We start from the raw sequence: 14,318 nt of genomic DNA on the forward strand, positions 1-14,318 counted from the left end.
GACGGTTATCACTTATTTCTATTTTGGTTTTATATCACTACTTTTGGTGAGTATTCCGGTATTACTGCCGGTTTTACAATATTATTTAACAGATTCAAAACCCAATAAAATGCAATATCTTTTGTCGCTGCCGGAAAATCTGGTATCAGCTTTTCATACCATAACGCATTATTCACCAGAAAATTGGTTCGTGGCTTCCGATCCTCCGGGAAATAAAATTGGTTCAGGAGGCGGTACTGCTTTTCTTCTTTCAGAACATTCCAAAAAGCTGGGCGGCATGGAAAATTATCTCTCGCAGGATAAGAAGATTATTATTCATGCAGGAGGACAGAGCAGGCGCCTTCCGGGGTATGCGCCATCCGGTAAAATACTGACGCCTATTCCGGTGTTCAGATGGAGTCGTGGACAAAGCCTTGATCAGACCCTGCTTGATTTGCAGTTGCCTTTGTTGGAACGGGTAATGAGCCTGACATCTCCGGATCAAAATACACTGATTGCCAGTGGTGATGTGATGATCCTTACCGGTGATTCCGATATTTCAGTTCCGGATGCAGATGTGGTATGTCTGGGCATTTGGGTTGATCCGCATCTGGCAGCCCGTCATGGTGTCTTTTTTACGCCTAAAAATAATCCACGTGAGCTCGATTTTATGCTGCAGAAGCCCGATCACCAAAAGATTGAATCGCTCGCTACATCTCATTTGTTTATGATGGATATCGGCATTTGGATCCTGAGTGATAAAGCCGTTAATCTGCTTATGAAGCGGAGTGGTTGGGAGAAAGATAAATTTAAAAACGGCATTCCTGATTATTATGACCTGTACAGCACCTTTGGTGTGGCATTGGGAACAAAACCGGATGTAAAGGATGATGAACTGAATGCATTGACGGTGGGAATCGTGCCTTTAAACAAAGGAGAATTTTATCATTACGGTACATCACGTGAATTGATTTCTTCTACTGAGAAGATCCAAAACAGGATTAAAGATCAGAGAGCTATCTGGCATAACCGGGTGAAGGTTCATCCTTCGTTATTTGTGCAGAATGCAGAATCCTCGGTTCAGTGGAATGCCGGTCATTATAATGTTTGGATCGAAAACAGTCATGTTCCGTCGGACTGGAAACTGAATCATGATCACATAATAACCGGTGTGCCTGAGAACGACTGGAAGTTGAATTTACCTGAAGGTATGTGCCTCGATATTATTCCGGTTGGAACGGAAAAATATTGTATCCGGCCCTATAGCATCGATGATGCTTTTCGTGGTGCCTTGGCTGATCCGAACACAACATGGATGGGTACATTATTTGCAGACTGGCTAAAAGAACGAACCCTCGATTTCTCTAAAGCAGGACTTGATGGTGAAGCGGATATTCAATCATCTGCTATTTTCCCGGTTCTGACAAAAAAAGAATTAAGCGAAGGTATTATAAAATGGATGATAGATATTACCGGCGATAATGCTGCCCAGGGACTTTGGTTATCCTCCGAACGGTATTCTGCAGATCAGATAAGCGCCAATGCCAACCTGGAACGTCTTCAGGATCAACGCAAAAAATACAGATTATTGAACTTATCCGGTCTGGCAAAAAATTATCAGCACAGCGTGTTTTACCAGGCAAACCTGAAACAAATTGCAGGTGAATTTGTGGCAGGTCAGCTTCCGTTGCCACAGAATCTTGATGAATCGGTTTCGCCTATGATCCGCTTCAGGGACCATATGTTTCGTTCTGAGGTTCTGAAACAAAGTGGTAAAGATGGTTCAGGCCAGGAACAACAGGCATTTGAGGTGCTGCAAAAGGCTATTGTTAGTTCCATAGAGCATAATCCTTTGCCTCAGTTAAATATTTGTTCTGATCAGATCATCTGGGGAAGAAGTCCTATACGCTTGGATCTGGCCGGTGGCTGGTCCGATACGCCACCATTCTGCCTGCAAAGCGGAGGTAGTGTATTAAATATGGCTGTTGAACTGAACGGTCAACCTCCAATTCAGGTATACATTCGTTTATCCAGTGAGAAAAAAATTACCCTGAGGTCTATAGATATAGGTATTGCAGAGAAAATTAGTACATACGATGAACTGAGGAATTTCAATGTGGTTGGTTCTGCGTTTTCTATTCCAAAAGCTGCATTATGCCTGGCAGGTTTTCATCCCGATTTTTGCGGAACCAAATATGTTTCGTTAGAGAAGCAACTGGATGCATTTGGTGGTGGTTTTGAGATCTCTTTGTTAGCGGCTATTCCCAAAGGTTCCGGACTTGGGACCAGCTCTGTGTTGGCAGCAACTGTACTGGGGACCTTATCAGATTTCTGCTCCCTGAACTGGGATCTGCAATCCATTGGACATCGCACCCTTATTCTGGAGCAATTGCTTACCACCGGTGGCGGTTGGCAGGATCAGTATGGCGGTATTTTCCCCGGAGTCAAACTGCTGGAATCAGAGCCGGGGACTCAGGAAGTGATGAATGTACGCTGGTTACCGGATCATGTGTTTACCGATGTCAATACCAAAGGCAACTGGTTACTGTATTATACCGGTGTTACCCGTGTGGCAAAAAATATTCTGGCAGAAATCGTACGGGGTATGTTCCTGAATGAGGGTAACAGACTCAGACTTTTAAACGATATCAGGCAGCACTCATACGCCATGGCAGAGGCCATTCAAAGAAATGATTTTAAACGGACAGGCGAGCTGATTGCCCGCTCATGGCAGCTTAATATGGCTTTGGATTCAGGCACAAACACGCTTGAGGTTCAGCAGATTATTGATAAGATAAAAGATTATACCTTCGGTTTTAAATTGCTTGGAGCCGGTGGTGGAGGATATATGCTGATATGTGCAAAGGATTCGGAAGCAGCGGCAAAAATACAGAATGTGCTTACCAGTGAACCACCCAATAACAGGGCAAGGTTTGTAAGCATGGATGTCAGTCAGTTGGGATTTCAGGTTTCAAGGTCGTAAAACATATCTTTTTAGGAAGTTGAAGCTTTCTGTCTTTAGATAAGTTTCTTAAATTTGTTAGTCTGATCGGTCATATGTTCATCATAAGACCGGCAATAGTCTCTCTCGACAGAGAGTGTTTTAAGTACCTGAAACGAACTAAATGTAACCATATATCAAAAACCTCTAAAATGAAATACCATGAAAAAGATTATTTACTTTCTTTCTTTTTTGATGCTGGCAGTGTCATGCGATTACGGTGTTGATCCGGATATAACGGATGAGAATGATAGCGAAAAGACTATTAAAATAGAAAAACTGACAGGGCAGGTTCAGAAGGGACCTTATAACAACGGAACCACAGTTTCTGTTATTGAACTCAACAATGAACTTGGGCAGACCGGTCGTATGTTTAAAAGTGAGATTACCAATAATCGTGGTGAATTTGAGATATCCAATATATCGCTCGTTTCACCGTATGTTATTGTGGAGGCAAACGGATTTTATTTCAATGAATGTACGGGAGAAAATTCAGAAGCACAGTTAACTTTAAGTGCGATTGCCAACATAACAGACCAATCCACATTGAATATAAATCTGCTGTCACATCTTGAAAAAGACCGCGTTATGAAGCTGGTGGCTGAGGGTGACACTTTCATGAACGCTAAACGACAGGCTCAGAATGAAATTTTAGCAGTCTATGAAATGGGTGAAACCAGTGATACCATTACATCAGAGCATTTGGATATTACAAAAGAAGGTGAAACTAATGCCCGCTTGCTGGCTATTTCAGCCATTATGCAGATTGGTAATTCGACCTCAGATCTCTCAAAACTAATTGCGGATTTAAAAGCTGACCTTTATGACAATGGTAAACTGGATGACGATTCCATTGGAAATATCCTGTTGACTCAGGCTACACTCATCAGAAAAGATGAGATTCGTCAAAATCTTGAAACCAAATGCAATAAAGAAAATATGGAGGCTTCTGTTCCAGGTTTTGAAAGTTATGTGGACGGTTTCATTGAGAATTCAGCATATAAAGTCAATAGCCTTGTTTCTTTTCCTGATTCAACCTATTACGGAAAAAATATACTCGCAAAAGATGTGGATACCGTTTATTATGGCGATAACTATGCCTTAGCCGCAAATCTGGATCCTGAAATATCCTGCAGGATTGTTGTTAAGGGAAAAAGTTTTACACCTCATATCGGTTTAAATAATCCTACAAATTGCATCATGAGCGGCACTTACGGAAATCGTATTTTTGAATCGTTGCCAGACGTTGACTTCATGAATACCGAAGTAAATTTTGAGTCATGGGTAGCGGACGACTTTGGCGTTTCCTATTGTACCATAGAATATTACGAAGGCACAGATGACCTAATCCTGACTGATACCAAAGAACTGGTTGTTGTACAACGGAATTATAAGGCTTTTTATAAAATTCCGGAAGCTGGGATATATGGCGAGAATATCTGGGCGATGGATGCTGATACCCTTAAATTTCAACCGGGGACGAAATACTGTTTTGAGTTTGAGATGAAAAAGAATTATGAAACACAGAGTTTAATCCGTTTCAGAAATATTGATACGTCCAAAATTGAAATCAGTGCTGAAGATCTGTTGAATTATACCGTCGAGTGGTCAGAGAATGAAGTTACACTGGTTGCAGGTTCAACAACACCTCAAACATATGCTTTGTCTGTGGTATTCAAAGATCATGGTCATGCAGAATTCTCAGGTCATTTTAGTATTTTTAATGGTGCTGAAAAAGTTCGGTTGACCGAAATGAGTTATCAACCGATTATGTGGTGATTTCTCAGAGGCATTCAGGTTATCATAATTGCAAAGAGGGGAAATTGTAAACAGGATAAATGGTTACATTGCCTATTCTTTAATCCCGGTCAATTCCATTTTACCACTGTCAAAATCAATCAGGCGGGCATAAATTGTTATTTCGGACCGGTAAAGAATTTTTGAGATAAAGTCATTCATGTTTTTTGTGTAGAAAAGGTTAAAGTCTTTGTCTTTTTTGAAGAGCGATATTTTGTAATCATCTGAAAACTGAGGATCAAAATCCATTCCGTATTTGTTGGTTTTATCGTCTGAAACATTACTATAAGTGAATGCTATAATTTTACCGTTTTCTTTCGCCGAAAGGTTCTTAAGTTTCATATTATAAGGTTTCCAGTCATAATCAGAAACAATTTGATTTATCTCTTTCAGGCCCAGTGATAATCCCTGGTAAAAGGATGCTTTTCTGAAAAAGGAGAGCATATGATTCACAATATTCTGGCAAAGTGTATCAGGAAGCACCCATTCCAAACCAAATCCGGTGAATATTTGTATCTCTCTATCCTGTTTCGACAATAAAATTACAATTCCGTTATTTACACCTCTGGTCCCAACACCATATTTTTGAAAAACTTCAAGACCATAATCCTTTATGTTTTTACCTTCCAAAGATTTTACCGTATAAATTAAAACTGTGACGGTGGTTTACTGATAAACGTTATAAATATCATTTGTGAGCGAATCTCTTTCAGTTGTGCTCAAAAATGATCCGTAATCCTGAACAACAGCCCGTGAGGTATATTTACTTTCATTTTCCTGTCCAATAAGAATCACAGGCAAAATTAAAACGATACATAAGAACAGGTATTTTTTCATTTTATTAGTTTTTAGTCATTCAAATGTATAAAATAAGGCATAAGATTCATAGTGAGTTTGGAATTTATACTACATATCTGCGAAACTGTTGCTTCGTGCTCAATTATTTACCACTTATTGCTGAATTTTTACTTGATCATAGTAACCTTGATTGGTATATTTGTTAATGGTAATATAACCCCTTTTTGATATCAGTTAAGTACTTTATAACATCACATATCATGAAAACCTTTAAGACAACACTAACGCTTATTGTCACTTTGATGACAATCATGACAACCAATGCTCAGGTTTCTTTTGGAACTCCCCAAAAAATAAACGACAACTGGAAATTTATTCTGGCTGATCCGGAAAATGCAGCACAACCCGATTTTGATGACAACAGATGGCGCACACTTGATCTTCCTCATGACTGGTCGGTTGAAGGTACGCTTAATCCATCGTTGTACAGCTGTACAGGATATTTGCCGGGTGGAATAGGTTGGTACCGTAAATCGCTTAATATTCCAAAGGATAAATCAGGGGAAAAAGTCTACCTCTACTTCGAAGGTGTGTACAACCGCAGCAAGGTCTATCTAAACGGACACCTATTAGGCGAACGGCCCAACGGCTATATCTCGTTTATGTACGATGCCACGCCTTACATTAAATACGGTGAACCAAATGAGGTGGCTGTACGCGTGGATCACAGCCGGCAGGCAGATTCCCGGTGGTACACCGGATCGGGAATTTACAGGAATGTATGGCTGGTATATGCCAATCCGGTTCATATTTCTGAATGGGGTGTGTTTGTTTACCCGGAATCATCTTCAGCTAAGAAGGCAACGTTAAAAGTAGAAACTTCGGTGACAAATAGTTCAGATAAAGCTGTAAAGCTCGATATAGTAAACGAATTATATACTGAAGACGGAAAAAAGGTAGCTCAATCTGTTTCGAAACTTTCTGTGTCACAGAATGAGTCAAATAAAACATTGACATCATTAAATGTAAAGAATCCCGAGCTTTGGAGTCTGGATTCTCCGACCCTTTATACACTTAAAACCACTGTGAAACGCGGGAATAAAGTTTTGGATCAGACCGAAACAAAAACCGGCATTCGATCCTTTACATTTGATCCGGATAAGGGATTCGCGCTCAACGGAAAATGGATGAAGGTTAAAGGTGTTTGCCTGCATCACGACGGTGGCGTATTAGGGGCTGCAGTGCCAAAACTGGTTTGGGAAAAACGACTGAAAGAACTGAAGGAAATCGGATGTAATGCTATTCGTACCAGCCATAATCCACAGGCACCCGATTTATATGCATTATGTGATGAACTTGGCTTGCTGGTTATGGATGAAGCCTTCGATGAATGGGAATTTCCGAAACGGAAGTGGCTGGAAGGCTGGAATGTTGGAACACCCGGATTTGAAGGATCATACGACTTTTTCGAAGAGTGGAGCAGCCGTGATCTTGGTGATATGGTACGCCGCGACAGGAATCATCCGTCCATCATGATGTGGAGCATTGGCAACGAAGTGGATTATCCCAACGATCCGTATTCGCATCCGGTGCTGGATGGTTCAGCCATCAGTCAGCCAATGTATGGCGGCTACAAGCCTGAGAGCCCTGATGCAAACAGGTTAGGCGATATTGCCAAACGTCTTGTAAAAGTGGTGAAAGAATACGATACTTCACGTCCGGCTACTGCTGCACTGGCCGGTGTGGTTATGTCGAACCAGACTGCCTATCCCGGCGCACTGGATGTGGCCGGTTATAACTACACTGAAAATCGCTACGCCGAAGATCACAAGACATACCCGGACCGTATAATTTACGGCAGCGAAAACCGGCACGATATGGCGGCATGGAAGGCCGTACGGGACAACGATTATATTTTTGGTCAGTTTCTTTGGACTGGTGTGGATTACCTTGGAGAAGCAGGCCGCTGGCCGTCGCGTGGTTTCAACTCCGGTTTAATCAGCCTGGCCAACGTCATTAAACCACGTGGTTATTTCAGGGAAGCACTTTGGAGTGATAAGCCTTTTGCTTATGTGGGAACGTATCCCAACTGGAGGAACAGGGATTATAAATCTATTGATGCCTGGCAGATATGGAATTATAATGAAGGCCAGAATATCAGGGTGGTCTGCTATACCAATGCAGCTAAAGCCAGACTGATGCTGAACGGTGAGGAGGTCGGCGAGATAAAACCATATGATGATGAGACCGGAGTGATTGCATGGGATATTCCGTTTAAACCAGGTAAACTAGAGGTGGTAGGACTGGATAAAGATGGAAAGGAAATATGTACAGATGTCATTCAGACTTCTGAAAGGCCTTTTGCCCTGAAAGCAACTACTGAAGAGAAAATTGTGGATAAAGACAAGGGCTTATCAATTGTTACCATTCAGGTGGTGGATGAAAACGGCGTTCCCGTTAGCTTATCTGATGATGAGGTAAGTTGCCGGATTCATGGACCAGCCAAATTGCTGGGACTCGAGGCCGGAAATCCTTCGGATATGACCAGTTATACCGACCGCAGTCAGCGCGTATTTATGGGAAAACTCACAGCATACATTCAGGCAAACGGCGAGGCAGGAGAGATCAGTGTAGATTTTTCGGCCCCATGGTTGAAAGGAGCTACGGTGCAAATAAAAGCTGAATAAAGAGGGCTCAGAACACAAGATATTACAGCTGAAAATCAGGTTTCCAATCATAAGGGAGCCTGATTTTTATGTTTTAGTTGTCTGAGGATCATAATTTAATCCCTTCGGGATTTTAGTTTATTATTTATAATCCAATCATCTCTAAAATATTCTGTAATCCATTGTCAGATTATTATACTGCCATTTTTCTGGATTGATAAATTATCACAGTATTGAGTATGATAAGGTCATGTAACTTCAGTTAAACCTGACGGGTTGTAATTATTGTAAAACAGCATACATATAGAAAGATAGAAATCCCTAAGGGATGAATTTAAACCATTGGTTTAAATTCATCAAATTGAAAAACCTGACGATACACTTGCACTACAGAAGGATAATACATCAGTATTACCCTTTTTTCACAAACTTGCTGATGCTTTGCTGATCCTCAGAAAAAACTTTAAGCATATAGATTCCCTGTGGGAGATCAATACTATTCAGGTTTATTGTTTCATTGATCCTGCCAGTTCGATTATAATATTTTTCTGTTTTATAGAGGACCATTCCTGATAAATTACAGACTTCTATTTTCAGATTTCCCATAGTTACAAGATCAACCATTAAACGCAATTCATTACTCGCCGGATTGGGTGATACTGTGACTAATAAATTAGTTGTGTTTATGGACGGAGCCTGAATAGCTGTGTTGGTTGTATCGCTTGCAGTTGCCAGGTATTCGTTAAAAAATGCATAAAGTTTAGCCAGTGATGCGGTATCCTTTGGCACACCATGGGTATTGTTTGTCAGATCACCAAGACCATTACCATAGTCTGTTATCGTAGAGACTGGTACATCCAGTGATTCCAGTTTTTCCTTTAAATGTTGAATCTGATCCTGGTAATAATGGGCATCACCGGTATTATAGAAGAACATGACTGGTGCTGTGGCTGATGTTTGCACAAGGTTTGCAGATCCCATGGATTCCCACAAGGCCCGGTTGCTATCCAGTGGTCCCCACACCTTTGGACATTTGGACTCAAGGTTTCCATCACCATCGTCAAGTGTATTGAATATCTGTGTGAAATCAAAGACTCCTGATCCCAGTGCTGCCGCCTGAACATCATCCGAAACACCAATGTGGTTGCCTGCATTTTCAAATTCCTCCACAGTTTTATCACCGATGGCCATTGACCCGGCATCCGATCCGCGGGAGAAGCCATAGATCCCTATCTTACCGGATAATCCAAGTGTATCACCTGCAACACGTAGGGTACGCACGGCTGATTTTACTTTTTGTGCTGCATCCGGATTTACTTCATACCCTCCATAATCCTTATCATCACCTTCTATTGGTTTACCCTTGCCCCAATCGCAGTATTTAGGATGGTCTGCAATGGCCCAGGCGATACCTTTAGCTGGTGCACCTTCAAGAAATGAGTCATCGAACATGGCCAGTGTATATCCCAGGAAAAGTCTGAAATGTCGTTTGTTGTTTGTGCTTTTTTCATAGTAACTGTTGCTGTAAGAGAATGACAGTACCACGGGTACTTTCTCTGCTGCATTGGCAGGATATACAATATCCATATACAGTGAATCGAGTGGTCCGTTTGATGAAGGCCAGTTATACACCTTCGGATCATTTTTAAAATAAGATACATCGCGCGCAATGCGGTAACCTTCAAAAAGAATATACGATCGGGTAGTGGAACAATCAGTCAGACCACAGAATGATCCGGAATTGATTTCGTCGTTAATGGCTATAATATCATTATTTATTTTAGGAGATACGGCATCTTCACTGTTCGCATAATCCAGCTCAATCACCTGGTAGCCCTGCGAGAGCAGCCAGGCCACATCTTCTGCGTTGGTGTTTTGTCCGATTTTATCAAATCCAAGATTTTCAAGGTATACAACGGTCATTTTTTTACCCTCAAGATCCACGGCCTGGTTTTCTGAATTTGTAGTTAGGTAATTTATTGGCCCACCTGTAACAATACTGTTCCAGGTTCCTGTTGCTGCCATGGCACTGATTGAAAAGAATGAGATAAGCATATAAAATGCTAATAATCTGAAGGATACCGCCACATGAACGTGAGCAGGGTTTCTTTTTACGGTTTTCATCACAATATCAATATTAGTATTAAGTACACAATATTACTATAATCCTTTAAGTTATCAATTGTATTGTACTTTAAAATTCGGGATAAGCATTGATATTTAAATAGAAAAGGTGGTCTGAAATCAAACCACCTTTTGCCTTATTGCTTTGTTTTCGCATATTATTTCAGATCAAAACGATCAAGATTCATTACTTTATCCCAGGCATTCACAAAATCCGTCATAAATTTTTCTTTCGCATCTGAACTACCGTAAACTTCCGCTAATGCTCTGAGTTCAGAATTTGAACCAAAAATGAGATCAACCCGGCTGCCTTTCCATATTAACCGTCCTGTATTACGGTCGTGTCCTTCAAAGACTTCATGTGATTCATCTGCCGGTTTCCATTCCGTTCCCATATCAAGAAGGTTGATAAAGAAATCGTTGGTTAAAACACCCGGGCGATCTGTAAAAATACCCAGATCAGAACCATCAAAATTGGCTCCTAATGCCCGCATGCCACCTATCAAAACGGTCATTTCCGGTGCGGTAAGGGTGAGCAGTTGTGCTTTGTCAATCAGTAATTCTTCCGTGGCAATAGAGAATTTCTGTTTCAGGTAATTACGAAATCCGTCAGCCACGGGTTCCAGTACCGCGAAATTATCCACATCGGTTTGTTCCTGCGAAGCATCCATTCTGCCTGGTGTAAACGGAACGGTAGTTCCAATGCCAGCATCTTTTGCTGCTTTTTCAACACCTGCACATCCGCCAAGAATGATAAGGTCTGCGAGCGATACTTTTTTAGCGCCGCTCTGTGCATTGTTAAAATCCCTCTGAATGTTTTCCAGAACATCCAGAACTTTGGCAAGTTCCTGCGGATTATTGACTTCCCAGTTTTTATGTGGCTCAAGGCGAATGCGTGCTCCGTTAGCTCCTCCACGCTTATCTGATCCTCTAAAAGTGGATGCCGAAGCCCAGGCTGTGCTCACAAGTTGTGATACGGAAAGCCCCGAGTCTAATACCTGTTTTTTAAGGTTTTCCACATCATTTTTATCAATTAACGGGTGATCTGCAGTTGGAATCGGATCCTGCCACAGCAAATCTTCTGCAGGTACTTCCGGCCCCAGGTAACGCGATTTTGGTCCCATATCCCGGTGGGTCAATTTAAACCAGGCTCTTGCAAATGCATCTGCGAATTCATCCGGATGTTCGTAAAATCTTCGGGATATTTTTTCGTATTCCGGGTCGAACCGTAGCGAGAGGTCGGTCGTCAGCATGGTAGGCTTAATCTTTTGTGATGTATCATGCGCATGTGGAATAACATCTTCTGCATTCTTTGCTTCCCACTGATAGGCACCCGCCGGACTTTTGGTCAGTTCCCACTCGTATTTAAACAGGTTTTCAAAAAAGTAGTTACTCCATTTGGCAGGGGTTTGTGTCCATGTAACTTCCAGTCCGCTACCAATGGTATCACCGGCTTTACCTGAACCAAATGAACTTTTCCAACCCAATCCCTGCTCTTCAATTCCGGCCGCTTCGGGTTCAGGTCCCACGAGGGCAGCATCGCCTGCACCATGGGTCTTCCCAAACGAGTGACCACCTGCAATAAGTGCCACTGTCTCTTCATCGTTCATGGCCATACGGGCAAATGTTTCGCGAATATCGTGAGCTGCGGCTACCGGATCAGGTTTACCTCCCGGGCCTTCAGGATTCACATAAATCAATCCCATCTGTACGGCTGCCAACGGATCATCCAGATCGCGGTCGCCCGAATAACGCGGTTTATCATCCAGCCATTCAGTTTCTGTTCCCCAATACACATCTTCCTCTGGTTCCCAAACATCTTCGCGACCGCCTGCAAATCCAAAGGTTTTAAATCCCATGGATTCCAGGGCCACATTACCGGCCAGAATCATCAGGTCTGCCCATGATATTTTACGTCCGTATTTTTGCTTGACAGGCCAGATCAGACGGCGGGCCTTATCCAGATTTACATTATCCGGCCAGCTGTTAAGCGGTGCAAAACGTTGTTGTCCCGCGCCGGCACCACCACGGCCATCACCGGTACGGTAAGTTCCTGCACTGTGCCAGGCCATACGGATAAAGAAAGGACCGTAATGCCCAAAATCCGCAGGCCACCAGTCCTGAGAATCTGTCATTATCTTTTCCAGATCTTTTTTAACAGCCTTAAGATCGAGACTATTAAATTCTTTGGTATAATCAAAGTCTTCACCCATCGGGTTAGAAAGCGAAGAGTGTTGTCTGAGTACATTTATTTTTAACTGGTTAGGCCACCAATCACGGTTTTTTGTTCCGCTGGCACCCACATTCTGTTTTTGTGTTCCCCCGTGAACAGGGCATTTGCTTAAATCATCTGAGTTGTGTTCCATTTTGCATCAATTTTGTGGTTTATAACCGTGTTAAATTATGAATTTGCTATGGCGGGTAAAGATGAGGTTATGGAGCTATGCATCGAATTTGCCAATGATCTGAAGCTTCAGATCTTCAATTTTAAAATTCGGTATATTTTTCTTTTTAAAGTATCCGGCCAGCAGTTCGTTAAGTTCTTCATCATTGTAATCCTCAATCCTGTCCGTTTCGGGACAGTAAAGATGATGATGGTTTTCCATGAGTGCGTCATAGCGCATGTGATCCCTTTCGGTTTGAACCCGTTGAATCAGTCCGCAGGATACAAATGCATCCAGTACCTTGTATACAGTAGCAGTTGAAATATTCGGATGGTTCCTGCGGATAACATCACTTATATTTTCTGCTGTGGGGTGATTTAACGCATAGATAGCTTCCAGAATAACCATCCGCTGCGGGGTGACTTTCAGACCTTTTTCTGTGAGTTTATTTCTGAGTTCTTCTGCTTTCATCAAAAATTACTATTAAAAGAAAAATATTCTCGTTTAATAGTAAACATATTTAAGCTTAATTGGGTTCAGGAATCTGGTAGTTTTAAGAAATCTTATGAAATTAACAGGGTATATGTATGTCAATTGAATAAATACCGAGTAATATGTGTATGCTAAGCATAAATGTAAACACTGAGGAATTCTATTGATACAAGTTGAAGTTAGTCAATAACTTCTTTATTTTTATAAGCTTCAATTTTTTTGCACCAGCTTTGTTGAATCTCAATGTTTTGTCCATAATCCGTTTCTGTACTGTATGTATTAATCTCTTCTTTTAGTTTATCGTAATACTCATCTAAAATCTTCTGAATTTTGGATCGGCTACTTGTCCTTTTTATTTCATTATTTACATAAGATTCAAGCCTCTGTGCATAGACTTGTGCCAAATCAAAGATTAACTGAATATGTTTTAAATTATAGTCACTCATATAGGAACTTTTAACGCTGGAAGCATCAAAAAAAATAGTGGCATTTGTTCTAAAATTCTTTAAAGTTCCAAGCCAGGCGTTCACTTCTGAGTTCATAAAGATATTGACAGAGATTTTATATGGGATTGATGAATCCTCAGGCAGGAATATTTTAAAGTCATTCCAATTTAACAAAGGTCTGTTCTCATAGCTTAGAATATCTCTTGAATCTGATGACAGAACAACATCCGAGTACTGATTTTCATGTAGTTTATATATGTCAGCTATGCATCTGTAACAGATGTCTGAATCTATCATCTTTTCATAGTAAACAATATTTATTAAATCACCATGGATGTGTTTGGCTTCACTTTTTAATTTGATAAAAACGTTATCTTTTGTAATATTTCCGGGAGCTCCATTGTATTCTAGTTTAAGACTTCCCAAATATTTAGCATCCAGACCGAATAAGTTTTTATTATGAACAATTTTAGGCTCAGAAGCATCTTCAACTGAATTTTGTGGTAAGTCATATGTTCTTGTAACATTATAAAAACCACAACTATTTAAGGTGAAAACGAATGTTATAAGTAATATTGGAATTTTGCTTAGTTTCATATAATACTTCACAGGTGAATTAATTTATTGACTC

General features: G+C 41.1%; 8 protein-coding genes and 1 pseudogene. 3 read left to right on the forward strand and 6 right to left on the reverse strand.

Features of this window, described 5'->3' with window-relative positions:
* Nucleotides 1–46 precede the first annotated feature (46 nt).
* Both ACE1ET_RS04830 and ACE1ET_RS04835 read left to right on the forward strand, forming a co-directional pair.
* Complete coding sequence (locus ACE1ET_RS04830) at nucleotides 47–2,962, forward strand: bifunctional fucokinase/fucose-1-phosphate guanylyltransferase (RefSeq protein ID WP_375727502.1); 2,916 nt, start codon at nucleotides 47–49, stop codon at nucleotides 2,960–2,962.
* Nucleotides 2,963–3,142: 180 nt separating this feature from the next.
* A complete protein-coding gene (locus ACE1ET_RS04835; protein WP_375727233.1) occupies nucleotides 3,143–4,759 on the forward strand; it encodes a hypothetical protein in 1,617 nt (538 codons plus the stop codon).
* 72 nt (nucleotides 4,760–4,831) lie between these two features.
* Here the strand turns inward: ACE1ET_RS04835 and ACE1ET_RS04840 are convergent.
* Both ACE1ET_RS04840 and ACE1ET_RS04845 read right to left on the reverse strand, forming a co-directional pair.
* Nucleotides 4,832–5,431 (reverse strand): annotated as a pseudogene (locus ACE1ET_RS04840) (TPM domain-containing protein); the annotation flags it as partial.
* Nucleotides 5,432–5,443: 12 nt separating this feature from the next.
* The gene (locus tag ACE1ET_RS04845) at nucleotides 5,444–5,614 is read right to left on the reverse strand and encodes a hypothetical protein (protein WP_375727234.1); all 171 of its coding nucleotides are present in this window, start codon (nucleotides 5,612–5,614) and stop codon (nucleotides 5,444–5,446) included.
* Between the two features lie 221 nt (nucleotides 5,615–5,835).
* Between ACE1ET_RS04845 and ACE1ET_RS04850 the strand changes: the two genes are divergently transcribed.
* The gene (locus ACE1ET_RS04850; RefSeq protein ID WP_375727235.1) at nucleotides 5,836–8,262 is read left to right on the forward strand and encodes a glycoside hydrolase family 2 TIM barrel-domain containing protein; all 2,427 of its coding nucleotides are present in this window, start codon (nucleotides 5,836–5,838) and stop codon (nucleotides 8,260–8,262) included.
* A 390-nt stretch (nucleotides 8,263–8,652) separates the two neighbouring features.
* Here ACE1ET_RS04850 and ACE1ET_RS04855 read toward each other — a convergent pair whose 3' ends face one another.
* The 4 genes from ACE1ET_RS04855 to ACE1ET_RS04870 all read right to left on the reverse strand — a co-directional run bounded on the left by ACE1ET_RS04855 (nucleotide 8,653) and on the right by ACE1ET_RS04870 (nucleotide 14,284).
* The gene (locus tag ACE1ET_RS04855; protein WP_375727236.1) at nucleotides 8,653–10,365 is read right to left on the reverse strand and encodes a T9SS type A sorting domain-containing protein; all 1,713 of its coding nucleotides are present in this window, start codon (nucleotides 10,363–10,365) and stop codon (nucleotides 8,653–8,655) included.
* A gap of 158 nt (nucleotides 10,366–10,523) precedes the next feature.
* Nucleotides 10,524–12,731, reverse strand: coding sequence for a catalase/peroxidase HPI (gene katG, locus ACE1ET_RS04860; RefSeq protein WP_375727237.1), 2,208 nt, complete (start codon nucleotides 12,729–12,731; stop codon nucleotides 10,524–10,526).
* A 75-nt stretch (nucleotides 12,732–12,806) separates the two neighbouring features.
* A complete protein-coding gene (locus ACE1ET_RS04865; RefSeq protein ID WP_375727238.1) occupies nucleotides 12,807–13,220 on the reverse strand; it encodes a Fur family transcriptional regulator in 414 nt (137 codons plus the stop codon).
* A 200-nt stretch (nucleotides 13,221–13,420) separates the two neighbouring features.
* Nucleotides 13,421–14,284: a hypothetical protein gene (locus tag ACE1ET_RS04870; RefSeq protein ID WP_375727239.1), complete on the reverse strand. Its 864-nt coding sequence runs from the start codon at nucleotides 14,282–14,284 to the stop codon at nucleotides 13,421–13,423.
* Between the last annotated feature and the right edge of the window lie 34 nt (nucleotides 14,285–14,318).

Source organism: Quyinboa mangrovi (assembly GCF_042219825.1).
Lineage (GTDB): Bacteria > Bacteroidota > Bacteroidia > Bacteroidales > UBA5342 > JBHJHP01.

Bases quoted from the DNA above. Each gene is read 5' to 3' on its own strand.
- ACE1ET_RS04850 (WP_375727235.1), top strand. From the start codon at position 5,836: ATGAAAACCTTTAAGACAACACTAACGCTTATTGTCACTTTGATGACA.
- ACE1ET_RS04870 (WP_375727239.1), bottom strand. From the start codon at position 14,284: ATGAAACTAAGCAAAATTCCAATATTACTTATAACATTCGTTTTCACC.
- ACE1ET_RS04855 (WP_375727236.1), bottom strand. From the start codon at position 10,365: ATGAAAACCGTAAAAAGAAACCCTGCTCACGTTCATGTGGCGGTATCC.
- ACE1ET_RS04865 (WP_375727238.1), bottom strand. From the start codon at position 13,220: ATGAAAGCAGAAGAACTCAGAAATAAACTCACAGAAAAAGGTCTGAAA.
- ACE1ET_RS04845 (WP_375727234.1), bottom strand. From the start codon at position 5,614: ATGAAAAAATACCTGTTCTTATGTATCGTTTTAATTTTGCCTGTGATT.
- katG (WP_375727237.1), bottom strand. From the start codon at position 12,731: ATGGAACACAACTCAGATGATTTAAGCAAATGCCCTGTTCACGGGGGA.
- ACE1ET_RS04835 (WP_375727233.1), top strand. From the start codon at position 3,143: ATGAAAAAGATTATTTACTTTCTTTCTTTTTTGATGCTGGCAGTGTCA.